The organism is Maritalea sp. (assembly GCF_051251695.1).
Taxonomy (GTDB): Bacteria; Pseudomonadota; Alphaproteobacteria; order Rhizobiales; family Devosiaceae; genus Maritalea.
The window spans coordinates 1-21,965 of sequence record NZ_JBPOEU010000017.1 but is presented as its reverse complement, the minus strand read 5'-3'; the positions used below and the strand labels follow the sequence as shown (position 1 = coordinate 21,965).

Here is a 21,965-nt window from a genome sequence, read left to right as displayed (position 1 = left end):
ACCGCTTAAGTTTGCGGCATAAAGGTCCAAACAACTTCTTGCTCCGCCTGAATTGAACCACTCAAGACAATCTGCTGAATTGGTTGAAGCCCCTTATGAGCAGAATAGCGCGCACTCGGCTCAACAATTGCATTCGCGCCTTCCCAAATAAACGCCCATTTTCCTCCGGAACGAAGGCGCAATTCAATTTGGTTTGAACTGTCATTCAGTTCTGCTTCAACCCCGGGTCCCAAATGAAACCGCAGCAAAAACTGGTCTGGCGCGTTTTTGTGGGTGAGATCACACCGAATAATATCTTGGCCCAAAAGCGCGTCGCCATCATTTGCTAAAACGCTTAAAATTCGCTCGTGTACAAGTCCGGTCATCGCTTCATAACCAGCATTGTTAAGCGTTACGGTGCGCTCCTCAAGGTTCAACTTTGGCACCCGGTCGCGATTTGCCTTCATATGGCCCGCAAGCAATTGCTCAGATTTGATGGGAAACTTGCCCTGATATTCAATTTCTAAAGTCGAATGGGACGCAGGCAATCGGAATAGATCTGCATCTTCGCCCAACGACGAAGGCCCAGGCCCACAATTGGTGACAATCAAGTCATTGCGAAAACTATATTCAAAACTGGCCGCCCCAGCGAACAATCGACTTCGAAAGTCGTCACCAAGTTCTTGACCACTTTCAGCAATCAATTTGGAATTTTGGCCCAAAAGAGCTGCGTAACCGCCACTGATCGCCCCGCGTTCAATATCCAAATTATCGGTCGCCCGCGATTGAACCGACAATAACATTTCATGCGGCACCGTACGTGTACCGTTAAAAAACGACAATTCTCCGGTCGTGTGCATAAGCAGCGAAAGGCTTTGATGCATTCGGTCCAAAACCTGCGCAAATTGTTTGGCCAAGTCGGGCAGTAAGGGCGTGATCGCATGGCGTACCGGGATCATTTCCAACAACAGCAAAAACTGTTCTTCCCCACTCCGGCTCTTGTGCAAGCCATTCGCATCGATTTGTCGGTTCAGTGAAAGCAAGGTGCGTTCTAAAAGTTTGGCCACATCTTCTTTTGGCCGTTCCACAGCAATCGCCGCCCCAAGCAAGGCAACACGCATCAGCAAACGTCGCGCCGGATCCGCTTCAAAATTTATCCGAATGCGTAAACTTTGCACCTGTTCAAAAAAACTGCGTTCCACAACCGCGCGACGCGGGTCATTAAGGCCAAAATTAAGCACGTCAAAATGCTTCGCCCAATTCAAAACGCGCAAAGCAGTGATCTTATTGTCCCAAATCTTTTTGGAAAACTGGCCATAGCGAGATATCCAGTCCATGGCCAAAGTGCCCGCGAACTTTTTTGATCCCTCATCATGGGCAGCTGAAAAATGTCGCAGCCACGTAAAGCCGTGCAGCTCTTCAAACCACTCGTCCGTGCCATAATCCACAGCAAACGGCGACGTTCCGCTGGTATCGACCAGCCGTTGGGCAAGCAGATATTGACCGATCATCATATCGTCGACCGAATGCCCGTCCGCAGGCCGTATCTCTAAAAGCTTACGCTTAACATTACCTTTTTCAGGCGCTGCCCATGTCCAGCGAAACGCCGGACTAGTAACGAACCAATCCGCAATGGCCCCTAAAGTATGCCGCAAAAATGGTCCGCCTGACACGTAGATTTACCCTCAACAATAACAAAGAAGATTAGCACGTTTGCAATCGGTTTTCACGTTAAGTTACCGATTGCGAACAATTTATTCTGTTCGCGTGAAACGAGCCGCAAAGAACCCGTCAAGATCGCCTTCATTATTCGGTATTTTCATACCTGGCAAGGTTCGCAAAAACCCATCGTTTAAAATAACGTCGGCCCAACCGCCCAATTCTTCTCGCTCAATCGGCTTTAAATCAAAATCCGCATGGCTTGAAAGGAACGATTTAGCTTGTTGCTCGCCCTCTTCAGGCTCCAACGAGCAAGTGCAAAAAACAAGCTGTCCACCCGGCTTCACCAAACGGGCCGCATTTTGCAACATTTGCGCCTGCAGCTCACCACGTTGGGCAATATCTTTTTCTCGTCGGTGCCAAATCACCTCGGGATGACGTCGAAACGTGCCGGTTGCACTACAAGGCGCATCAAGAATGACCCGATCATATTGACGTTCTGTTGAAAGGTTCGTCGCGTCCGCTTCAACCAACTTTGCCGTTAGGCCGACCCGGTCTAAGTTTTCCTTCACCCGCTCAAGCCGTTTGCCATCAAGATCAACCGCCGTCACTTGTGCCCCACTGGCCGCGAGTTGAGCGGTTTTTCCGCCCGGTGCTGCACAAATATCTAGGATTGAATGTTCTTTTTGCGGGTCGCTCAGAAAGACGGGCAGTGTGGCCGCAAAGTCTTGCACCCACCAATGACCGTCTTGATAACCTGCCAGTTCTTCAACTGGCACTTCGCGTTCACCAACCCTAAAACTTGCGCCCAAACTATGCACCGCACCAATTTGGTCAAACAGGTCTTTTTTCTCGTCTGCATTTTTGGCGGTTAGGTCTAACGGGGCTTGCACAAGCAGCGATTGAACCATCTTTGCCGCTGCGTCTTCCCCATAATGGGTACACCAACGCGCATAAATCCAGCTTGGCACCAAGTCTTTAGGGTCAAGATCATCAACCGCGAACCCACGCTGAACATTGCGTAAAGCCGCATTGGCCAATTTGGCAAACCGTCCGGCCCGACGGTCTTTTTTGATTACTTCCACTGCCAGATTAATGGCTGAATGGTCACCCATATCGGGCAAAAACATCAGCTGGGCCACCCCAATACGCAGCGCTGCTTCAAAAAGGCCAGCACGTTTGGGCATGCCTTTTTCCAAAACAGAGGCCAATATCTGGCTGATTTGACCATGTCGGCGCAAACTAACGGTCACCAGCTTGTTCGCAAGTGCGCGATCGCGCGGATCAGCGATATCGCGGGCTGGAAACGGCACAAAAGGCGCACCGGTCAACACTGTTTGCAAACGCTGCGCCGCAGCCCGACGAATTTCAAACCCGGTGGCCTGAGAAGATCTACTCATTTAATGTCCTAAATCGAATTAGCGCCATTTCACTAACTTTAGCTCCATGGGCCCTTTTGCTGACTTTGATTGTCACTATTCGGCTGATGGCTATTTGGAATACGCCAACTGCTGATGTTTGATCGCCCCGCAATTGGCCTACCACGGCGCTCAAGCTTACTGTTGGGGTTCTTTTGCGGCATTTGCTTACTAAGTTCAACCAAAGCCGCGATTCTATTGTCAACATTTGGGTGAGTAGAGAACAAATTGTCTGCCCCACGCCCCGCCAATGGGTTGATAATAAACATGTGCGCCATGCCTGGCGCGCGCCGGGCAAACGGGTTTTCAAACTTTTTGGCCATGCCGGAAATTTTTCGCAATGCCCGGGCCAAGGCCAACGGATCGCCACATATTTCTGCCCCGTCCCGATCTGCTTCATATTCTCGGGTGCGGCTAACCGCCATTTGAACCATCACCGCAGCCAGCGGCGCCACAATGATCATAAAGATCGATCCAATTGGCCCAACCGGGTTGTTCGAATTTCGTGCCCCGAAAAACAGTCCGAATTGCGCGAGCATTGAAATGGCCCCGGCAAACGTTGCTGTTATCGTCATGATAAGGGTGTCACGCGACCGAATATGAGCCAATTCGTGCGCAACAACCGCGCCAATTTCGTCATATTCCAAATTGTTCAACAACCCTGTTGAAACGGCAACCGCCGCGTTTTCTGGGTTGCGACCTGTCGCAAAGGCGTTGGGTTGATCATTTTCAATCACATATAATTTGGGCATTGGAATGCCCGCATTCATTGTGAGTTGCTCAACCATTTCAAAAAGATCGGAACTATCGCGACGTCCCAATTCCCGGGCCCTTTGCAGCCGCAGAACAACTTTATCCGAATTCCAATAGGCAAGTAGGTTGGTCACCATGGCGATGACCAACGCAAAGAACATCCCAAAACTGCCCGCAACGACAAAACCGATGGCCATAAACAGCCCGGTCATCACCGCAAGCAAAAATGTTGTCCTGATTGCATTGAACATGCAAACTCCCAATTGTCATTTCGCCCCTAAAGATGGTAGCCAATTACGGCCCTTACAAGGTGACGCGAAATGCTTATTGACAATGGAAGGCGACAAAAACATGGCCAAATCGGACATCAACGCCAAAAAACCTGACCCCGAAATCGCGAAACGCGCACTTGAAGAAGCAAAAGCTAGACGCGAAAAAATCGACGCCATTACCAAATTAGCCCCCCGCGAAGTCAACGGCAAAGAAGGGCCTGACCCAGCCCGTTATGGCGACTGGGAAAATAAAGGCATCGCTAGCGATTTCTAGGTTTGAACTGATCGGCCAGGCTAACTCGCTTTAGCCAAACGATCAGGCACCATGCCATTTTCAACGTCGATCTGAACATGCTCATCTTCTTCATTTCCAAGTTGGAAACTTCCGACCAATTTATCCAGTTCGCTCGCACGGCTCTCAGTCTGTTCAATCGCGGCGTTGGTTTCTTCAACAAGCGCAGCATTGTGCTGTGTGGTTTCATCCATTTGCCGAACCGAACTGTTTAACACTTCAATTTTCTCGGATTGCGTCCGACTTACATCAGCTATTTCAGACATCATATGGGAAAGACTGCCAACAGCATCAACGATAGTTTCCAACTGTTCGCCAGCTTTAGCCACAAGTTCTGAACCTTGCTCGACTTCACCCGCACTTTTTTGAATGAGATCTTTCACTTCTTTTGACGCCTGGGCTGTTGATTGCGCCAACCGTCGCACTTCAACCGCGACAACCGCAAAACCTTTCCCCGCTTCGCCAGCACGCGCCGCCTCCACCGAGGCATTGAGCGCCAAAAGGTTCGTTTGAAAAGCAATACCATCAATCATTTCAATTACTTTTGAAATATGTTGCGAACTTTCGCTTATGCGCTCCATCGCCACATTGGCGCATTGCATGGCTTGTCCACTTTCTTCCACCATGGCTTTAGTGGAAATAGCTTGTTCTCGCCCCGCCCTTGCTTGCTCAGAACTCTCTTGCACTGTTTCCGCCATCTCAGACATGGCGGCAGATGTATGCTCCAATGTCGCCGCCTGATGCATGGTGCGCTGGGCTAAATCATCAGAGCCGGATAGTATTTCGCCGGTTGCCGACTTCAACGAACCAGATGTATTGCGTAAGCCAAACATTATGGATGATAGCCGCTCAGCCACATCATTGGTGTCATCCCGCAATTTACCAAATGCCCCATGAAAGTCCCCGTCAACCCGAGTGGTCAAATTGGCTTCAGCCAAATCTGCTAGTACACGGCCGGTTTCAGAAATCCCCAAATCTATGGTGATCATCAGACGGTTGATCATTTCGGCGAGCTCATTTAACCCGTCATCCGCAAAATTGGCATCCACCCGGTGGTTCAAATCGCCCTCAATGCCGCGTTCCACAACAAATCCAATTGAACTTCTTAATTCGCTTAGCATCGCATCAAACGCTGCCATCTTATCGATCCCAGCATTCACACCCTGCGTCGCGTGTTGATAGGCACCCAATAGTCCTTCAGGCCGAATTTTCCGGTAATACCGCCCCTCGCTCGCTGCCTGCATCGCGAGGTAACTTTCACGGACAAATGCATCCGACACGTCAACAAGATCATTAAAACTATCGCGCACCTCAGCGCACTCGCCACTTGCTTTTGGCATATGCAATCGGAAATCAAAATCTCCGCGCACAAGCTGGCGCGACACATCACGCAATTCCCTAACAAAGTTTCGCAATGCATAAAATTGCATGCCAGCATAAATCAGACCAAACACACAAAGACAGCCCGCCGCCAAGAGCAACCAACCGGGCGCATCAAAAAAAGCAAAAGCACCAAATGCAATTGTTGAAATCAAAACGAGCGAAATGGCGATGCCGAACCTAGAGAGTGAATATGAATTCATCATAGTCCATTCCTTTCTCATTCAGCATTTCATGAAGGGCTGCGGTTGAATTCTCTAAGCCTACTTTTCGGCTATCCGATGAGCGCTCGATCTCGAGCAATTTCCCATATAGCTCAGAAATTTGTGCCTGCGCTTCAGGGGAAGCAACGCGACGATTAGAATGATAAGAGGTCACCTCGCCAGCAGCATTCATGCTTGGTGTGACATGGGCGAAAACCCAATAATGGTCATTGAATTTTGACTTATTGACCACATAGGCGAAAACCTCGCGCTTTTGTTCCAATCTGTCCCACAAGAGCTTAAATACACATCGCGGCATTGCGCTGCTGCGGATCATGCTATGTGGCTGGCCGATCACCTCATCTTCGGTAAACTCGGCCAACTCCAAAAACTCTTTGTTTGCGTAGGTGATACGCCCTTTTACATTGGTTTTTGAAACGACAATGCGGTCTTTGTCGAACGTTCTACAGTTTCCCTCGGGGGTAAACATTTAGTGCCTCACAATGTCCAAAATATAATTTGCCGGATCATGGCCAGTATTTTTCAATTAAGTATGGGACGCATCACTTAACAAACACTGAAAACAAGACAAGAGATATCGCCGCCAAATATATTGTCGGATATTTACGCTAAGGTATTATAAAATATATATAAATTTGGATAATTAACGCGCAAAAGACCGCAGGGAAATTGATCCAGATCAACACGAAAAGTGACGCCGAATAGTTCAGAACAAAACGCAAATAAATTTGCAATATTCGGCGCAACTCAAATCGAACTTATGCCAACAGGCCGATAACAACGCCTTGAATAATCATCACCCCGAGCAAATATCCCCCGTCAATAATGGTGAGAGATAGCTTTTGCCCCTGATAAGTGTGGTTCAAAATCATGCCCGTCATGATGAAACCCACCCACATATGCGCAGCAACGATCACAGCGTCCAACATTTGCACGTCGGTTGCGCTTGTCGCCATGATCGCCCGGGTGAGTAGCAACACAAAATAGGCCATCACAACCTGACAAATTCCAGCCACGACAAACGGCATTGGCGAGCCTTTGCCCTCTGGCATTATTTGTTCTTTGGTTTTACCCAAAGCCCGCATCCATTGATTGCCCAGTATTGTGTACCAGCCCATCCCCAATGCCATACTGGCCACTGCCGCCAGCACCACCGCAAGCCAGTTAATATCTGCAAAGTGGTTCATGTCCCCAAATCTCCCTCATGCGTTTGCAAATTGCTCAATCACGCAAAGTGATCAAGAGCCAATTATGCTGAAACGCCGCCCAACTTGCAAATAATCTGCCATTCCTTTTCAGAAAGCGGCTGAACGGAAAGCCGCGAATTGTTTGCCAGCACCATTTCTGAGAGCACCGGATGCGCTTTTACGTCTTCAAGCGTCACCGGCGTTTCAAGCGGTTTAACCGCTTCAATATCAACGCATTCCCAACGCGCATCATCAATGGTGCTATCCGGATGCGCCTCAACTGCGACCCGTACAATGCCAACAATCCGCTTTTCATCAATTGAATGATAGAAAAAACCAAGATCGCCAACCTTCATTTCACGCATATTGTTACGCGCTTGATAGTTGCGAACGCCATCCCATTCTTCGGGCGCACCCTTTTTGACCTGATCGTCCCAGCCCCATTTATTTGGTTCGCTCTTAAATAGCCAATATGCCATTATTCAGTGTCCTCCGCTGGCGCATTTACCGCCCACATCCATTGAGTTACCCCAACAGATTCAAACACACCCTGGGTGACATACGGGTCAGCTTCCGCATAAGTGCGGGCAGCCAACAAAGTCGGTGCCTTGATGATAATCAGGCTACCAGAAGGATTGCCATCTTCGTCTAGATACGGCCCTGCAAGCTTAAAATCCGCGCCCAAATCGCCCCAATAGGACAAATGCGCCGCGCGCGTTGCTTTGCGCTTTTCCAATGCGTCGGGCTGATCGCGCCCTGAAATAACAAAATACAAGCTGGTGCCTCTTTGGTGTGAATTAACTGTCGCCAGAATATTCCAGTTCACGCTCAAATGTACAAGGGCGAATGACAATCAATTGTACCCAATTCAGCGGCAAAACTCTATTCAGAACGCAATGGTCGGGCCATTAAATTGGCCACCAACACATCAATCGTCACTTTACCAACAAGCAATGCATTTACCGCGCCAACGATCGGCACATCAACACTGTTTTGCTGGGCAAGCTTAAACCCAACCGGCGCTGAAAAAACACCTTCAGCGAGTTTTGCGCCACTATCCAAAATTTCTTGTACGCTTTCACCTGCACCCAAGCGAAACCCAAACTCGTAATTGCGGCTTTCCCGCGCTGTGCAACTCATGGTGAGATCGCCCAATCCGGCCAACCCGTTTAACGTGGCGGGTGATCCACCAAGCGCCTCAACAAGTCGCCCCATTTCAGCAAAACCCCGGGCAATCAGTGACGACCGGGCCGAAAAGCCTAGTCCTGCACCTTCAACCGCACCTGCACCAAGCGCGTAAATGTTCTTCAATGCACCCGCCAATTCAACGCCAACTAAATCGTCGCTGGAATAGGGACGAAATGTTGGTCCGGCCAACACGTCCACAATCGCACGGGCTTGTTCGATATCTGGCCCGGCAAGAGTAACCGCCGTTGGTTTAGACTGCGCCACATCGATGGCAAAGCTTGGCCCCGAAAGCGCGTAAGCCACAGCGTCAGGCGTGATTTCACGCACAATTTCACTTTGCCGTTTTAACGTGCCTTGCTCCAACCCCTTAGCGCATAGAACAAGATTTTTACCCGCTAGGTTTTTAACGCCAATATCCAAAAGCGCTTGCCGCGTGGCTTGGGCCGGCACCACCACCAAGATGGTTTTTGCAGCCGCAATGCCTTCATAGCCAACTTGGGCCGAGACTTTGTTATCGACCTTAGCGACGGCAGGATATTGTGGGTTGGTGTGGTGCTGGTTGATCATATCAACGACAGTTTGATCTCGACCACAAAGGCATACATCGGAACCGCTCAAAGCCGTGGCATGGGCCAGTGCAACGCCCCAAGCCCCGGCACCAACAACGAATATTTGTTCAGCTTCAGTCATGAATATAGTCCATCTTCATGTCCTCAGAATCCAGCGGCCATCGTGGCCGCGCCGCAAAGTTTGAACTGTTCACTTGCCCAAGCACAAGCCGTTCAGCTCCCGCCCAAGCAATCATCGCGCCATTATCGGTACATAGATTTAGCGGTGGCACAATCAATTCAGCATCATTATTTTCTGCCACATGTTGCAGTGCAGCGCCAATTTGCTTGTTTGCTGCTACCCCGCCAGCGACCACCAAGCGAATTGGCGTGTTGGGCAATTCAGTTGCAAATCGCTCCAGCGCTTGGTCACAACGTTTTTCAAGCACCGCCACAATGGTCGCCTGAAAGCTTGCGCAAATATCCGCCACATCCTGATCCGACAAAGGTGCCGCCGCTTCCGCCGCCAAACGCACCGCCGTTTTTAAACCTGAAAATGAAAAATCGAGCCGCTTTTCTCTGAGCAAAGGTCGCGGAAACTTAAACCGCGTCGCATCGCCTTTCAGCGCCCATTCTTCAACCTTCGGCCCACCGGGGAAACCCAAATTGAGCATTTTAGCGACCTTATCAAACGCCTCGCCCAGCGCATCGTCAATAGTCGTGCCCCAGCGCTCATAGTCACCAACACCGCGCACCAAAACAAATTGACTGTGCCCACCCGAAACCAGCAGCAGCAAAAAAGGAAAGGCAATATTGTCGGTCAATCGGGCCGTCAGCGCGTGCCCCTCAAGATGATTGACTGCGATCAGAGGTTTTCCAGCCGCCTTGGCAATCGCTTTCGCCGTGGTCAAACCAACCAACACCCCGCCAATCAGTCCCGGACCGGCGGTTGCGGCAACCCCATCCAAATCAGCATATCCAATATTTGCTTCTTCCAGCGCCTGTGCGACGATGTGATCCAGCCATTGCACATGGGAACGCGCGGCAATTTCAGGTACCACACCACCAAATGCTTTATGTTCATCAAGCTGCGTACGCACAACGTTAGATATGATTTGTCCGCGCCCATCTTGATGGCGCACAACAATGGAAGCTGCGGTTTCATCGCAGCTGGTTTCAATGCCCAAAATCGTTGTACCAACAATCGTTGTGCCATTAATCATTGTGTGTGCTTGCGACATAGGTTGTGATTAGATAAGCCCAATAGTGAAAAGTTGCTATTGCCTACATCAAGTGGAAAGCCCATTGCAAACAAATCAACAAAAACAATCATTTTTGCGCATCGGAACCCGTGGTTCGTTGTTGGCATTGTACCAAGCCAAATTGGTGCGCTCTAGGCTCGCAACATTCCACAATGTACCTGTTGAAGACATTCATATTGAAGTGATCAAAACCTCAGGCGACATCATTCAAGACCGGCCATTGTCCGAAGTAGGCGGCAAAGGCTTGTTCACCAAGGAAATAGAAATTGCGCTACTTGAGGGACGTGTAGACATCGGCGTGCATTCGTCAAAAGACGTCGCCACCCAATTACCCAAAGGCTTAGGGCTTTACGCCTTTTTGGAACGCGAAGACATCCGAGACGCCTTTGTTTCACTTCACCATCGATCTGTTGAAGAACTTCCCCAGGGTGCGCAATTCGGCACGTCTTCGCTCCGACGCGCGGCACAAATGCGCCGCCTGCGCCCAGACCTTAAAATTGTTGAATTTCGCGGCAACGTGCAAACCCGCATGGCAAAGCTGGAAAACAATGTCGCTGATGCAACCTTGTTGGCATATGCAGGATTATTAAGACTGGACCAATCCCACGTTGCAAAGCAATTAATCGACCCCAACATTTTGATGCCCGCCCCCGCCCAAGGGGCCATCGGCATTGAAGCGCGAGAAAATGACGAACGCACCCGCGAACTTATCGCCCCACTCAATCATGCGCCAACCGCTGCTTCCCTTGTAGCCGAGCGCCACTATTTACATGGACTAGACGGCTCTTGCCGCACGCCAATTGGCGCGTTTACTGAAATCAATGGCAATGACTTAAAGCTCAGCGGGCAGGTATTATCCCTTGATGGCCAGGCCGCATTTGAAGGCGAAGTCACCGGCCATGTTGCAGATTGCGAACAAATAGGTCAGCATCTGTCACAAATTTTGCGAAAACAAGCAGGCGAGCAGTTCTTTGAAAGTTTCGAGGTGAGATAATGAGCGGCAAAACCCTATTGGTGACAAGACCCTTCCCCGACGGCCAAAAAACCGTCGCAAGCCTATTAGGGTTGGGACACACACCAATGGCCGCGCCGCTTTTTTCCAAACGAATATTACCTTTTGATTTGCCGTCCCCTCGCCACATCGTGGCGACAATATTCACCTCCGCCAATGCCGTTAAAGCAGTGCTATCAGCAGACTTAGAAATCGGCCATCAATTGCTGCCCTGCTTCACAGTTGGCGACACAACTGCGCAAGTCGCGGAAAATAACGGTTTTCACAATGTCATAAACGCCAAAGGCAACGCGCAGGATTTGATCGCAACGATCAAGAAAATGAGCTTGGTTGGCCCCTATTTCTATCCGTGCGCCATTGATCGAAAATCCGATATCGAGGATGCATTTCGCGACACTGAAGTCGCGTTGGAATTGGCCCCGGTTTACGAGATGATGCCAACAAAAACTTTGCCAAATCCAGTGATCAACAAACTAAAAGCCAACAAAATTGATGCGATACTGCTTTATTCGCAACGCGCGGCCCAACACTTTGTCCATCTATGCACGCAAAATGACCTTAAAATTTCCGACTTTACATTTATCTGCTTATCGCCATCAATTTGGCATAATCTTAAAACATCTGGGGCACAAAATGGGGTGGTTGCAGACGAACCCAACCAAAATGCACTTTTTGCGCAAATTGATAAACTGTCTGCTAGCAAATCGGCATAACAAAGCTTAAATCAAGTATGTTCCCGTTTTGGCGGCACAAGGAATTAGATCTATGGCTGACGATGACAAAAAAGGGCCCGTAAAGCCTCCAATTATTGATGCAAAGCCTGCTGAAAAGCCAACGGTAAAACCTGGCGCTAAGCCAGTTGCACCAGCATCTGCATCTGTTGGCGCAAACCCTTCGTCGCCAAAACCATCCAGCGCATCAAAACCAACATCACCTCCGCGCTCCGCCTCTTCAACTTCAAAAGTTGAAGCAAAGCGAAGCTCAAACATTGGCACCATTGTCATCGCCACATTATTGGGCGCAACATTGGGTGCCGGAACCATCGGCTTCATGGCCTACAACAATATCGTGCCGTTTGAAAAATCAGCCTCCCGCTCTGAACTTTCAGCCGCCGTGGAAACATTGCAAAAGCGCATTTTCGATTTGGAGAACGCGCCCGCTATCGACACTTCAAAGTTTGCACAAAAACAAGATCTTGATGGTCTGGTAAGCGCAGAACAATTTGAAGATTTCACCGCGGCCCAAGCTGAACTAGACGATCAGCTATTGGCGCTTGAAACCACGATTGCAGGCCTAAACGACAATAGTGCTTCAATCGACATTTCGCCCGATTTGGAAAACTTGAAAACTGAACTTGCCGCGCTGAAATCCTCAATCATTGAACTGTCTCCGGACAATTCAACCGCCGTTGAACAAGGATTGCTGCAAAACGAACGACTTGAACAAACGATCGCCCAAATCGCTTCGATCGCGCGGGGACAAAACGTAAATTCGGACGCCATCAAAGCGCTAAAATCTGAGACTGAAACCTTAGTCCAATCTCTCGCCACACTGTCGGCCAAGGTTGAAGAAGAACCCGCAATTATTGAGCAACCTGCGACAGCCAATTTGCCCCTTATTCTAAATGCGTGGGACAGCGCCATACATTCTGGAACCCCTTATGCTAGTTATCTTTCAGGCGCGATTGAGATTTTGCCTGATTTGGAACCATCAGAACAAGCGCTGTCAAACGCGGCGACCGGCGTCAGCACCTTAAGTGAGCTAAGCGCGACATTTGCTCAACAGATCCCATTATTCGTTAAAGACAGCGCCGACCTGCCTGCTGATGCAGCATGGTATGACAAGTTGGCCGCCCAAGCAAAATCTGCAATTGGCTTACGTCCGCTTGATCAATCAGGGGATAACCCGTTAGCTTTAGTCGCCCGCATCGAAGCAGCGCTTGAGGCAGAAGACCTTTCAGCCGCCAAGTCTACGTTCGAGCAACTGCCACAGAACATGAAAGCCCTCGCTGGTGATTTTGGGGAAAAGCTTAACGCAACATTCAGCGCCCATCAGTTATTCTCTGAGGCACAGCGCATGGCGCTAGAATTGGCAACTTCACCTCAAGGAACAAATCAATGATCCGCATGCTGCTCGTTGTTGCAATTTCTTTAGCCATCGCGCTTGGCGCAAGTTGGATTATTAGCCTGCCGGGCAACGTAACGATTGAAGCTTTTGGCTATCAGATGCAACCCGGCCTTGGCCTTACCATTTTCGGCCTCGTTGTGCTTGTGCTGGTGACCATTTTCGTCTGGGCAATTTTGCGCCGGATTTTTGGCATCCCTGCGCTCTTTTCCCGCGTCGCGGCCAAACGAAAGCAAAACCGGGGTGTTGATGCGCTCTCAAACGCCATTATCGCCCTACAAACTGGCGATCCAGCTCGGGCGAAACAATTGGCCCGTGAAGCTCGTGTAAAACTTGGTGGCAACAGCGCCGCGCAGTTGCTAGAAGCCCAAGCCAGTGTTGATCTGGGTAATTGGAGTGATGCGCGCGAACAATATCGCGAAATGATCGCCAACCCAGATACCGCTATTGCCGCACTTTCCGGGCTTTATGAACAAGCCACCCGCCAAAACCGCACCGATGCCGCCCTAAAATTTGCGCAAAAGGCCGTCACCCTTGCCCCAAAACTTGAATGGGCCAGTCAGGCCGTTTTCGATGATTTGACCAAAAACGACCGGTTTGAAGAAGCGCTTGAACATCTTGCCAATATGCCCACTTCTCGGGCAGATAAGGCCAAAACAAAACGGATGGATGGCGTGTTGCGCACCGCAATCGCCAAACAGACCGAAGACAGCGACCCGGATAAAGCGATCCAATTCGCGACGGAAGCGCTCAAACGCATCCCCGAATTTGTGCCTGCCGCACTAATCGCTGCGCGTATTTACATCAATCGTGGCGAAGTGCGTAAAGCGTCTGGCCTATTACGCCGCGTTTGGCGGGCCAACCCGCACCCACATATTGCTTTGCTTTATGCAAACGCCCAACCCGGCGCGTCTGCGGTTGAACGGCTTAAGCGCACCAAAAGCTTAGTCTCAGAAGTCAGCACCGATCTGGACGCACAAGTTGTTCTCGCAACCGCCGCAGTAGAAGCCCATGAATGGGATTTAGCCCGCGCCGCACTGCAACCCTTCGTCGACAAAGACCCCACACAATCGGTTTGTACATTGATGGCTCAAATCGAGCAGGGTCAAACCGGCGATCAAGGCAAAGCACGCGCTTGGCTTGGCCGGGCAATTACAGCCCACCCAGATAATAGCTGGATAGGCGACGGGATCAGTTCTGACGAATGGGAACCAACATCGCCGCTAAGCGGCAAGTTGGACAGTTTCGAGTGGAAAATGCCCCAACGTGCGGTGAGTAAGTCAACGACCAGCCGGGAAGCGCCGGTCAATAATAGCGAACCCAAGCCAGACGCGCTCGACGTTTCTAAAACAGCTTTGATTGCTCAACAGACAGAAAAAGATCCTGACGACATAAAGGCTTAAGGCAAATTCATGATGGTCCAATAAACGATTGGTAGCTCCTCCAACCGCTAGCCGACTTTCCTTTGCATTCGTTGAGATGTATTTTACTGGTCAGTTATGCCGATGGCGGGTAAGCTTTATGAAATTTAAAACTTATTGAAGCTCCAACATGCGCTTTTATCCACTTTTTGTCGGCACATTCTTCCTCGTTTCGCTCATCGCAACGGTTCCCGTTTTTCACGAATATGTGGTGTTACGTTCGCAGTTTGAGATTGAGTGCGCTAAACCGATCCAAGACTATGTTTGTTTTCAAGACCGTCCAGATCGGGACGGGGAATGCCAAAAGTCAGACCCTGACTTTCCCAACGCAGACCTCGAATTCATCCGTGTTTTTCTGAATTCGCCGCCGCTTGTCAAACAAGCAACATGTTCCCTTGAGCGGATCAATTTCGTTCACTATCTCGATCAGGCGCCGGGTGGCCTTTTTTATGAAGATGGCCAAATGAGCATTGCTTGGAGCATGTTGAAAAACCGAGAATTCCTTTTTGCCGACAGGGTTTTATGGGCCCATGCGGGTTACAAATTCAAAGATCTTTTTGTTAAATATGCTGACCGGCGTGAACTCTGGATTGAGTTTCAACAATCTAAAGAACCAGACCTGGTTTTTGATCCCGGATTTGCTGTCGCCTATGCCCACGAAATCGCCCACCATATTGAGCAAATATATTTACAAAATGGGCCTCAACATTGCACAAAAACTGATCAAGCGGCCAACAGCACAATTGCGCCATCCAATAATTGCAGCTTTTTAGAAAGCAAATCGCAAGCAAAAATTTCCATTGATTTGGACAAGGATAGCGGTTTTACCCGAGCATACGATATCTGCTCACCAAAAGAACAATTTGCTCAAGCCTTTTCTGCCTATGTGTTCAAGCATCATTTTGGATTTTCGTTCAACATCTATGCTGATGGCCAATTGGCTCTCGCACAAAATGATATTTTTACCGCCGCCAAATTCACCCAAAAGTTAGACTTGGCAGAAGCGCTTTTGTCCTATGATATGACATCGCCTGAGGTGCGGCTGCAGCTTTCTCAGGATCATGAAAGCTGCCGGGGGCCATTTGCCATAAATTAGCAATCAGCGTTTGGCATCACTTTGGGTTCGCGATTGAACAGCAATAAAAAATTGCGCCGGATGAGGTTCTTCCAGATCAATATGGGCAATCCCTTCAGGAAATCCGCGAGCGATCCTTTGCCGCTATCCTTCATTGTTTTAACAACAATATCGGGACGTGCTGGTTTAAAGTAGCTCTTCACATTCGCCGGTTTGCCATTGAGCAAGTTTTTCAACGCTTTTGCTGTTGCGCCCGGGTTGTTCCAATCAGCCCGGAACAATACACAGCCGTTTTTATTGATGATAAAAACCGCATTTGGATATGACCCATAGGCACTGTGCGCAGTGCCTTCAAAATCATCCACCAGAATGCGACGGCCTTCACCGTCTGCAGCCAGACGGGTGGCACATGCTTTCTTTTGATCAAAATTGTCGTGAGCGCCGATACTTTTGCCCGGATGCGCTTCACGCACATACAAAACCGCAAAATCAATATTGGGATATTTCTTGACCAAATCGGTCATGCCACCCCGTCGCCCTTGGAAAAGAGGACATGTGATAGAGCCAATTTCCAGCACCAAGAACTGCCCATCAAAACCAAGTAAATCAACTTCTTCGCCACCAACGTCTTGCAGCGTGAAATTTGGTGCCTTCGTGCCCAATTGCGGCCCATGAAAGGTGGTCAAATTATAGTCGCCTGTTGAAAATTCAGCATAATTATACTCAGTCATTTTTCGCTCCTATCCGGTTAAATTGCCTGTCATTTTGCGCAACAAAGATACCAATGTTTTTTGCTCATCTTGGTTCAACCCTGCATGAGCTTGGCCAATAAGCTCTTTTGCAATCGGCACCAGTTGCGCCTCAAGATCACGCCCCTGCTCGGTCAAAACAATTTGAAACCGCCTCCGATCCTTAGGGTCCGCTTTTCGGGTGACCAGACCCTTTTTTTCCATACCATCGATGAACCTGGTGATGGTGGTGCGGTCTTTAATGGTCGCATCTGCAATATCACTGGGGGCAAGACCATCCTGACGCCATAGGTGCAACAGAACTGCCCATTCTTCAGCCCCAATATTGTGACCATTGGCCTTAAATCGATCGGCCAATTCACGCCGGATAAGAAACCCCAAACGGTTAATCCAGTGCAACGATATGTCTTCAAAATCCATCATAATAGCTGCAATATACAATAGTTGTAATATACAATCAACTAAGTTTTTCTTGACGAATTCCTATTTCGCGATCAATCTGAGGGCAACATTAACAGCTGAGAGGAGGTGATCCGATGTCTAATCATTATTCACAAAAAGGTTTGGGCTTTGGAATTGGGGTGATGCAAGCGGAGCCAACGCACCGCTAAATCAACTCCTTTCGGGGCAAAATGCAGCTCTCATCTGCATGCCACAAGGCTTATGCCTTTTTAGAATATTGAGATGGGTCGTGACTTAAACCAAGTCACGGCCCGTTTTATTGAATATGAACAATACGAGCACCCAAATGTCCCCAACTGATCGCACCGATACCTCAACCGAAGAATCTCAAACCGATGCGGCGGCACGCCGGAAAAAGGGAGAATTCGTTCGCGGTGTTAGCGCGTTTCGCAGCATACTTGGCGAAGCGGATGAGTTTCCTGCAGCGCCCGATCGGTATCATCTTTTTGTCGCCCTCAATTGCCCTTGGTGCCACCGTGTAACGATGGCGAGAAGTGTTTTGGGCCTTTCTGAAACCGTCACCATGGATGTTGCCTTCCCCAATCGCACAACTGAAGATGACCCTGTTGAGGCTGGGCGTTGGGAGTTTAACCCAACGCGCATCGCAACGCTGAGTGGCGACACATTGGCTGAATGTACATTTGAAACTGCCACCGGAAATCAGTTCCGATTGGCCACACAAATCTATCAAGCCGAAGGCTCAAGCGAAGCTTCGGTGCCCATTCTTTATGATAAAAAGCAAAAGCAAATTGTAACGAATGAAAGCGCCGAGATCGTGCGCATGCTCAACAAGCAGGCCAAACAACTTGGCAGTTCTTTTTCAGATGCAGAGCGGCCTGACCTCTATCCGGAAGGTCAAGGCAACGCGGCCGTACGGGATGAAATTGATGAGCTCAATCATTTCATCTATGTGAACATCAATAATGGCGCATATAAAGCCGGGTTTTCGTCCGACCAAACCATCTACGCCACCGCGTATGAAAACTACTTCAACGCCCTTAATATGTTGGAAAACCGCCTCGCAAAAGATGATCGTCCGTTTTTAACAGGTGAGCATTTTACAGAAGCCGATTTACGCCTTTTCCCAACCCTTTACCGGCACGACCCGGTCTATTATTTGCGCATGAAGTTAAATGGCGCGAAAATTTTAAACTACCCGCATCTTTGGCGCTGGCTATGTCGGGTCTTTGCATTGCCCGGCGTGGCATCAAGTGGTTCGCTGATACATTGCCGCCAAGGATATTTTGGCCGATCATGGAACAATGTGGTCCCGTTGGGCCCCTCTTTTCCCATGACCTATCCCGAAGCCTACGAACACCCCGAACTGGCACAATAATTGAACCTGAGCTATGTGCTGGTTTCAACCACCTGACCATAAAGGTGCCAAGTGGCATGCCCTAAAACCGGCAGCACAATCAAAAGCCCCAAAAAGGCTGGCACCATGGCGATGGTCGTCAAGACCCCAACAATCAGGGCAAATCCAAGCATTGGCACCAGATTGCTCAAGACAGATTTAAAGCTGACAATAATCGCCGACACAAAGTCGATGTCCCTGTCCATTAGCAAGGGCATAGCCACGACGGTAGAGGCATAAAGAACAAACGCAATACCCGCACCAACCAAAGTGCCCACAATCAAAAACCCGATCCCTTCGGGCGTTGTGGTGATCACGCTGACAAATTCGCCAATGGAAGAAAAGCTCTTAAAGCCTAAGAACAGCGCCAGCAGCAGTCTAATTTGATATATCCATACCCAGAAGATAAACAGCACCACAAATGCCATCCAGCCAAGTTGACGTTCCCGCTGGCCCAATATCAGCAGAAAAATTTCACGCCATATGAGCGGTTTGCCATCCAGCAAACGACGGCTAACCTCATAAAGCCCGACCGCCACAAAGGGGCCAACCAAGGGAAACCCAATCGCCACCGGAATGATCATCCATGGCATATTGTACAGCATCAATCCGGCCCAAATCAGCAAGCCCCCGACGACATAAAATCCGCCAAACACCAACCCATAGATCGGCGCCTTTAAAAAATCCTGCCACCCAGCCAGTAGCGCCGCGCGCACATGGTCAAATGTAATTGATTTTACGGCCGGTAGTTTCGGCGGCTGATAGGCTGTTTTGCTTTGTTCGCTCATTGATCCCCCCCTCAAGGTAAACTTAAATTATCCCATATATCGGTGGATGCAATGATCTATCGCAATTCAAATATTGGAATCTAGATCTTTCAAGTTGCAACATTTGAGATGTTTTTCGCCCGTTTCAAGGCGGTATAAACCCGCCCCACAAAAGTAGAAAACCCAGCTGCGACTGCCGTTGATTTTTCGTTGAAAGGCATAATTTGTGACCAGACATGTCACTTTTTACTGCCCTGATACGTCTATATTGGTAGATATGAATGAAAAGAGGACGCGGCAAATGACCGACATTTTTGAAAAACAACGTCCTCGCCTCATGGGGCTCGCTTATCGAATGCTTGGATCTGTCACCGAGGCTGAAGATATCATTCAAGATGCGTGGGTGCGTTGGCACAATATCGATCAAACAGTAATTGATAGCCCGCCCAGTTTTCTTTCCACCATTGTGACCCGCCTTTGTCTTGATCAACTGCGCGCCACAAAGCGCAAAAGAGAAACATATATCGGCGCGTGGTTGCCCGAACCGTTGCTCGAACAAAATAATCTGGGTGATAAAATGCGACCTGATCACGCCAAAGAAATTGCCGACGATGTTTCTTTTGCGCTCATCCTAACGCTAGAAAAGCTCTCCCCCGCCGAACGCGCCGCCTTTTTATTACATGACGTTTTTGATTTAGGCTTTGATGAGATCGCAAATACCTTAGACCGCTCAGAGCCAAGTTGCCGTAAATTGGCTTCCCGAGCGCGGCAAAAGGTGCGTGATCATCGGCCTGAAACACGACCAGCGCACAAAATACAAGAGCCACTCATCACGTCATTTCACCAAGCCCTAAAAACCGGCGACCTAGACGGCTTTTCAAAATTCTTAGCCGATGACGCCGTCATGGTAACCGATGGTGGCGGCATCAAAAGCGCAACCTTTAACCCCATTTATGGGCGAGAAAAGATCATGCGATTTTTTGTCAACCTATTGAAGAAAAACCCACAACCAAAAGCGTTCGCCTTTAAACTCATTTCCATTAATGCCAACCCCGGCATTTTAATAAAAGAGCCAGACGGTAGCTTGCAAACATGGTCCATCGATTGGACAGACGCCGGACAAATCGCCCAACTTTACATCGTCCGCAACCCAGAGAAGTTGGGGCATGTGGTGTTTGAATAAGTGGTTATTGTGCGGGCGCATCTTTCACAATGTCGGCAATATGTTTTAAATCAATGCCCAAGCACTCTGCCTTTTCAACTATAATTGGAAGCAAGTATGGTCGGTGTCCTAGATGATCTAAAAGTCGTTTCTGGCCGATGCGTGAACCGATCTCAACCATGTGCGCACGTCCTGCGTCCTCATCTGCAATAGCCAACGCATCCGCCAGTTTTAATGCATCCGCTACTTTCGTTTCAGCCTTGACCCCTGTTCGATGGTCATGTGCCTTGATCGCCTCCAATGCTTCTTGAGAAAGCTGACCATCCAACCATTCCGCAGTGACCATGCCATGCCGCGAGCGGTCGTTTTTGGTGACATTTTCGTCCAAGTCATGGACAAGTCCGACGACCTCCCATAGCCCTCTATCTTGGCGTAACATTTGGGCCAGCTCACGCATTAAATATGCAACAACACGCGAATGACTTGCCTTTGCACTTTGGCCAAGGTGCTTATTGAGTTGATCATTTGCTTGTTTGAGGTTCATCATTTCAAGCTCCACACCAATTTTACCAGACAATGTACCCCGTAACTGATAAATTATGAGCAGATAAAAATCGTAATTTTGAAAATGGGAGCAAAAGCGTGATCCTTCACTGTGTATTTTGTGATTTTAGAGATGATGTGGATGCCGCCGAACAACAAGCGATCCTTTCTGAACTGTCAGAGTTCAGCCGTGGTCTTGATGGTGTTGAGAAATTTGATTTTGGCCCCAATCGGGATTTTGAACAAAAATCATTGGCCTTCAATGCAGGTTTCGTGATCCACTTTTCCAATAAGGCCGCACTAGAAGCCTATGCGATACACCCCACGCACCAGGCTTTGGGCGGCCGTCTATGCGATCTTTGCAACAATGGTGCGAACGGAATTATTGTGTTTGATTTAGACGTTGCGAGTTGAAGACAACATTGACGTTCTGAAAATCTATAGATCAAAACAGATGGCGTCATTCGCTTTTGCGCAACGCATTGTCCTACCCTCCGTTTCACATTCAAATTGACATATAGAACAAAACATGAACATTTAGGGAGTCTGGAATTTAAGAGTCACATCAAGGCTCTAGCCAAAACATGTAGAACTTGGCGGGCGAACAAATGCATAAGGACAGACATCAAGAGCTTACAAATTTACGCCAGCAATTGCACAGAATCGAGCAATCTGGGGGGCAAAATGCTGGTGGAAAATCTGCTCACGCGCTTAAAACGGGCCTGTCGCAAAGTTTCACCGTTAACCCGGTTTTGATATTTGAATGATGAAACGAACTCCGAATTTGTGGAGTTCTGCGTTATGATTCTGAATAGCATTGTTGAAAAACTGAAGCGCCAATCGAAAAGTGACCTCAAAGAACGCCAGTTTGAAGCGTGGCTGATCGTTCAGGCCGTTGCTTGGTACTTGCGCTATCCGCTCAGCTATCGCGATCTGGAAGAAATGTTTCTCGAACGCGGGTTTGAGGTTGATCATAGCACCATCAATCGCTGGGTTTTGGCATATACTCTGACCTGAGACCCAACTCTCCTCCATTTATTTTGAGAATTTGTCGGTTTGTGACGTGCTCCCACTTTTTAGACCACCCAGTTGGAGCATTTTCCGGGTTTATTGCTCAGGTCGCAGTCGAGCCGA

The 21,965-nt window shown here is 49.0% G+C and carries 24 protein-coding genes and 1 pseudogene; 11 read left to right on the top strand and 14 right to left on the bottom strand.

Annotated features, from left to right (window positions below):
- Positions 1-5 precede the first annotated feature (5 nt).
- The 3 genes from ACSHWX_RS11595 to htpX all read right to left on the bottom strand — a co-directional run bounded on the left by ACSHWX_RS11595 (position 6) and on the right by htpX (position 4,060).
- Positions 6-1,652, bottom strand: coding sequence for a heparinase II/III family protein (locus tag ACSHWX_RS11595; protein WP_435668385.1), 1,647 nt, complete (start codon positions 1,650-1,652; stop codon positions 6-8).
- Positions 1,653-1,733: 81 nt separating this feature from the next.
- Entirely contained in the window at positions 1,734-3,038 is a 1,305-nt protein-coding gene (locus tag ACSHWX_RS11590) for an RsmB/NOP family class I SAM-dependent RNA methyltransferase (protein ID WP_435668384.1), read from the bottom strand.
- Between the two features lie 38 nt (positions 3,039-3,076).
- Positions 3,077-4,060, bottom strand: coding sequence for a zinc metalloprotease HtpX (htpX, locus tag ACSHWX_RS11585; protein WP_435668383.1), 984 nt, complete (start codon positions 4,058-4,060; stop codon positions 3,077-3,079).
- Positions 4,061-4,160: 100 nt separating this feature from the next.
- Here htpX and ACSHWX_RS11580 point away from each other — a divergent pair, with 100 nt between their 5' ends.
- The gene (locus ACSHWX_RS11580) at positions 4,161-4,355 is read left to right on the top strand and encodes a DUF1674 domain-containing protein (RefSeq protein WP_435668382.1); all 195 of its coding nucleotides are present in this window, start codon (positions 4,161-4,163) and stop codon (positions 4,353-4,355) included.
- 20 nt (positions 4,356-4,375) lie between these two features.
- On the opposite strand, the gene ACSHWX_RS11575 is transcribed toward ACSHWX_RS11580, so the two are convergent.
- The 7 genes from ACSHWX_RS11575 to tsaD all read right to left on the bottom strand — a co-directional run bounded on the left by ACSHWX_RS11575 (position 4,376) and on the right by tsaD (position 10,123).
- Positions 4,376-5,959, bottom strand: coding sequence for a methyl-accepting chemotaxis protein (locus ACSHWX_RS11575; protein WP_435668381.1), 1,584 nt, complete (start codon positions 5,957-5,959; stop codon positions 4,376-4,378).
- Positions 5,934-6,446 (bottom strand): PAS domain-containing protein, encoded by a 513-nt coding sequence (locus ACSHWX_RS11570; RefSeq protein WP_435668380.1) that lies wholly within the window; start codon positions 6,444-6,446, stop codon positions 5,934-5,936. Before ACSHWX_RS11570 ends, ACSHWX_RS11575 begins: the two co-directional genes overlap by 26 nt.
- Before the next feature lie 289 nt (positions 6,447-6,735).
- Positions 6,736-7,164 (bottom strand): DUF1761 domain-containing protein, encoded by a 429-nt coding sequence (locus tag ACSHWX_RS11565; RefSeq protein WP_435668379.1) that lies wholly within the window; start codon positions 7,162-7,164, stop codon positions 6,736-6,738.
- A 62-nt stretch (positions 7,165-7,226) separates the two neighbouring features.
- Positions 7,227-7,643, bottom strand: coding sequence for an EVE domain-containing protein (locus tag ACSHWX_RS11560; RefSeq protein ID WP_435668378.1), 417 nt, complete (start codon positions 7,641-7,643; stop codon positions 7,227-7,229).
- Complete coding sequence (locus tag ACSHWX_RS11555; RefSeq protein ID WP_435668377.1) at positions 7,643-7,939, bottom strand: YciI family protein; 297 nt, start codon at positions 7,937-7,939, stop codon at positions 7,643-7,645. The genes ACSHWX_RS11560 and ACSHWX_RS11555 overlap by 1 nt, the downstream gene beginning before the upstream one ends.
- Positions 7,940-8,046: 107 nt before the next feature.
- On the bottom strand, positions 8,047-9,042 hold the full coding sequence (locus ACSHWX_RS11550) for an NAD(P)H-dependent glycerol-3-phosphate dehydrogenase (protein ID WP_435668376.1): 996 nt from the start codon (positions 9,040-9,042) through the stop codon (positions 8,047-8,049).
- On the bottom strand, positions 9,035-10,123 hold the full coding sequence (tsaD, locus tag ACSHWX_RS11545; protein ID WP_435668375.1) for a tRNA (adenosine(37)-N6)-threonylcarbamoyltransferase complex transferase subunit TsaD: 1,089 nt from the start codon (positions 10,121-10,123) through the stop codon (positions 9,035-9,037). Before tsaD ends, ACSHWX_RS11550 begins: the two co-directional genes overlap by 8 nt.
- A gap of 82 nt (positions 10,124-10,205) precedes the next feature.
- On the opposite strand from tsaD, the gene hemC reads away from it, so the two are divergent.
- The 5 genes from hemC (at position 10,206) to ACSHWX_RS11520 (ending at position 15,815) form a co-directional block, all read left to right on the top strand.
- Complete coding sequence (gene hemC, locus ACSHWX_RS11540) at positions 10,206-11,156, top strand: hydroxymethylbilane synthase (RefSeq protein WP_435668374.1); 951 nt, start codon at positions 10,206-10,208, stop codon at positions 11,154-11,156.
- Complete coding sequence (locus ACSHWX_RS11535; protein ID WP_435668373.1) at positions 11,156-11,887, top strand: uroporphyrinogen-III synthase; 732 nt, start codon at positions 11,156-11,158, stop codon at positions 11,885-11,887. The genes hemC and ACSHWX_RS11535 overlap by 1 nt, the downstream gene beginning before the upstream one ends.
- 52 nt (positions 11,888-11,939) lie before the next feature.
- On the top strand, positions 11,940-13,295 hold the full coding sequence (locus tag ACSHWX_RS11530; protein WP_435668372.1) for a COG4223 family protein: 1,356 nt from the start codon (positions 11,940-11,942) through the stop codon (positions 13,293-13,295).
- Entirely contained in the window at positions 13,292-14,701 is a 1,410-nt protein-coding gene (locus ACSHWX_RS11525; protein WP_435668371.1) for a heme biosynthesis protein HemY, read from the top strand. Before ACSHWX_RS11530 ends, ACSHWX_RS11525 begins: the two co-directional genes overlap by 4 nt.
- 148 nt (positions 14,702-14,849) lie before the next feature.
- The gene (locus ACSHWX_RS11520; protein ID WP_435668370.1) at positions 14,850-15,815 is read left to right on the top strand and encodes a hypothetical protein; all 966 of its coding nucleotides are present in this window, start codon (positions 14,850-14,852) and stop codon (positions 15,813-15,815) included.
- On the opposite strand, the gene ACSHWX_RS11515 is transcribed toward ACSHWX_RS11520, so the two are convergent.
- On the bottom strand, positions 15,812-16,525 hold the full coding sequence (locus ACSHWX_RS11515; RefSeq protein ID WP_435668369.1) for a deiodinase-like protein: 714 nt from the start codon (positions 16,523-16,525) through the stop codon (positions 15,812-15,814). The genes ACSHWX_RS11520 and ACSHWX_RS11515 overlap by 4 nt on opposite strands.
- A 9-nt stretch (positions 16,526-16,534) precedes the next feature.
- Complete coding sequence (locus tag ACSHWX_RS11510; protein ID WP_435668368.1) at positions 16,535-16,966, bottom strand: MarR family winged helix-turn-helix transcriptional regulator; 432 nt, start codon at positions 16,964-16,966, stop codon at positions 16,535-16,537.
- Between the two features lie 325 nt (positions 16,967-17,291).
- Between ACSHWX_RS11510 and ACSHWX_RS11505 the strand changes: the two genes are divergently transcribed.
- A complete protein-coding gene (locus tag ACSHWX_RS11505; RefSeq protein ID WP_435668367.1) occupies positions 17,292-18,341 on the top strand; it encodes a glutathione S-transferase C-terminal domain-containing protein in 1,050 nt (349 codons plus the stop codon).
- Between the two features lie 11 nt (positions 18,342-18,352).
- On the opposite strand, the gene ACSHWX_RS11500 is transcribed toward ACSHWX_RS11505, so the two are convergent.
- Positions 18,353-19,147, bottom strand: a complete 795-nt coding sequence (locus ACSHWX_RS11500; protein WP_435668366.1) for a DUF2189 domain-containing protein — start codon at positions 19,145-19,147, stop codon at positions 18,353-18,355.
- A gap of 280 nt (positions 19,148-19,427) precedes the next feature.
- Here ACSHWX_RS11500 and ACSHWX_RS11495 point away from each other — a divergent pair, with 280 nt between their 5' ends.
- Positions 19,428-20,309, top strand: coding sequence for a sigma-70 family RNA polymerase sigma factor (locus ACSHWX_RS11495; protein WP_435668365.1), 882 nt, complete (start codon positions 19,428-19,430; stop codon positions 20,307-20,309).
- Between the two features lie 4 nt (positions 20,310-20,313).
- On the opposite strand, the gene ACSHWX_RS11490 is transcribed toward ACSHWX_RS11495, so the two are convergent.
- Positions 20,314-20,835 (bottom strand): HD domain-containing protein, encoded by a 522-nt coding sequence (locus ACSHWX_RS11490; protein WP_435668364.1) that lies wholly within the window; start codon positions 20,833-20,835, stop codon positions 20,314-20,316.
- Between the two features lie 95 nt (positions 20,836-20,930).
- Between ACSHWX_RS11490 and ACSHWX_RS11485 the strand changes: the two genes are divergently transcribed.
- The 3 genes and pseudogenes from ACSHWX_RS11485 to ACSHWX_RS11475 all read left to right on the top strand — a co-directional run.
- A complete protein-coding gene (locus ACSHWX_RS11485; protein ID WP_435668363.1) occupies positions 20,931-21,245 on the top strand; it encodes a Dabb family protein in 315 nt (104 codons plus the stop codon).
- A gap of 194 nt (positions 21,246-21,439) precedes the next feature.
- A complete protein-coding gene (locus ACSHWX_RS11480; protein WP_435668362.1) occupies positions 21,440-21,598 on the top strand; it encodes a hypothetical protein in 159 nt (52 codons plus the stop codon).
- Positions 21,599-21,632: 34 nt separating this feature from the next.
- Positions 21,633-21,836: pseudogene (locus ACSHWX_RS11475) on the top strand (IS6 family transposase); the annotation flags it as partial.
- Between the last annotated feature and the right edge of the window lie 129 nt (positions 21,837-21,965).

What these genes read in the sequence shown, in the direction of transcription:
- ACSHWX_RS11590 (WP_435668384.1), bottom strand. Translation starts at nt 3,038, where the DNA reads ATGAGTAGATCTTCTCAGGCCACCGGGTTTGAAATTCGTCGGGCTGCG.
- htpX (WP_435668383.1), bottom strand. Translation starts at nt 4,060, where the DNA reads ATGTTCAATGCAATCAGGACAACATTTTTGCTTGCGGTGATGACCGGG.
- ACSHWX_RS11580 (WP_435668382.1), top strand. Translation starts at nt 4,161, where the DNA reads ATGGCCAAATCGGACATCAACGCCAAAAAACCTGACCCCGAAATCGCG.
- ACSHWX_RS11575 (WP_435668381.1), bottom strand. Translation starts at nt 5,959, where the DNA reads ATGATGAATTCATATTCACTCTCTAGGTTCGGCATCGCCATTTCGCTC.
- ACSHWX_RS11570 (WP_435668380.1), bottom strand. Translation starts at nt 6,446, where the DNA reads ATGTTTACCCCCGAGGGAAACTGTAGAACGTTCGACAAAGACCGCATT.
- ACSHWX_RS11565 (WP_435668379.1), bottom strand. Translation starts at nt 7,164, where the DNA reads ATGAACCACTTTGCAGATATTAACTGGCTTGCGGTGGTGCTGGCGGCA.
- ACSHWX_RS11560 (WP_435668378.1), bottom strand. Translation starts at nt 7,643, where the DNA reads ATGGCATATTGGCTATTTAAGAGCGAACCAAATAAATGGGGCTGGGAC.
- ACSHWX_RS11550 (WP_435668376.1), bottom strand. Translation starts at nt 9,042, where the DNA reads ATGACTGAAGCTGAACAAATATTCGTTGTTGGTGCCGGGGCTTGGGGC.
- tsaD (WP_435668375.1), bottom strand. Translation starts at nt 10,123, where the DNA reads ATGATTAATGGCACAACGATTGTTGGTACAACGATTTTGGGCATTGAA.
- ACSHWX_RS11535 (WP_435668373.1), top strand. Translation starts at nt 11,156, where the DNA reads ATGAGCGGCAAAACCCTATTGGTGACAAGACCCTTCCCCGACGGCCAA.
- ACSHWX_RS11530 (WP_435668372.1), top strand. Translation starts at nt 11,940, where the DNA reads ATGGCTGACGATGACAAAAAAGGGCCCGTAAAGCCTCCAATTATTGAT.
- ACSHWX_RS11525 (WP_435668371.1), top strand. Translation starts at nt 13,292, where the DNA reads ATGATCCGCATGCTGCTCGTTGTTGCAATTTCTTTAGCCATCGCGCTT.
- ACSHWX_RS11520 (WP_435668370.1), top strand. Translation starts at nt 14,850, where the DNA reads ATGCGCTTTTATCCACTTTTTGTCGGCACATTCTTCCTCGTTTCGCTC.
- ACSHWX_RS11515 (WP_435668369.1), bottom strand. Translation starts at nt 16,525, where the DNA reads ATGACTGAGTATAATTATGCTGAATTTTCAACAGGCGACTATAATTTG.
- ACSHWX_RS11510 (WP_435668368.1), bottom strand. Translation starts at nt 16,966, where the DNA reads ATGATGGATTTTGAAGACATATCGTTGCACTGGATTAACCGTTTGGGG.
- ACSHWX_RS11505 (WP_435668367.1), top strand. Translation starts at nt 17,292, where the DNA reads ATGTCCCCAACTGATCGCACCGATACCTCAACCGAAGAATCTCAAACC.
- ACSHWX_RS11500 (WP_435668366.1), bottom strand. Translation starts at nt 19,147, where the DNA reads ATGAGCGAACAAAGCAAAACAGCCTATCAGCCGCCGAAACTACCGGCC.
- ACSHWX_RS11495 (WP_435668365.1), top strand. Translation starts at nt 19,428, where the DNA reads ATGACCGACATTTTTGAAAAACAACGTCCTCGCCTCATGGGGCTCGCT.
- ACSHWX_RS11490 (WP_435668364.1), bottom strand. Translation starts at nt 20,835, where the DNA reads ATGATGAACCTCAAACAAGCAAATGATCAACTCAATAAGCACCTTGGC.
- ACSHWX_RS11480 (WP_435668362.1), top strand. Translation starts at nt 21,440, where the DNA reads ATGCATAAGGACAGACATCAAGAGCTTACAAATTTACGCCAGCAATTG.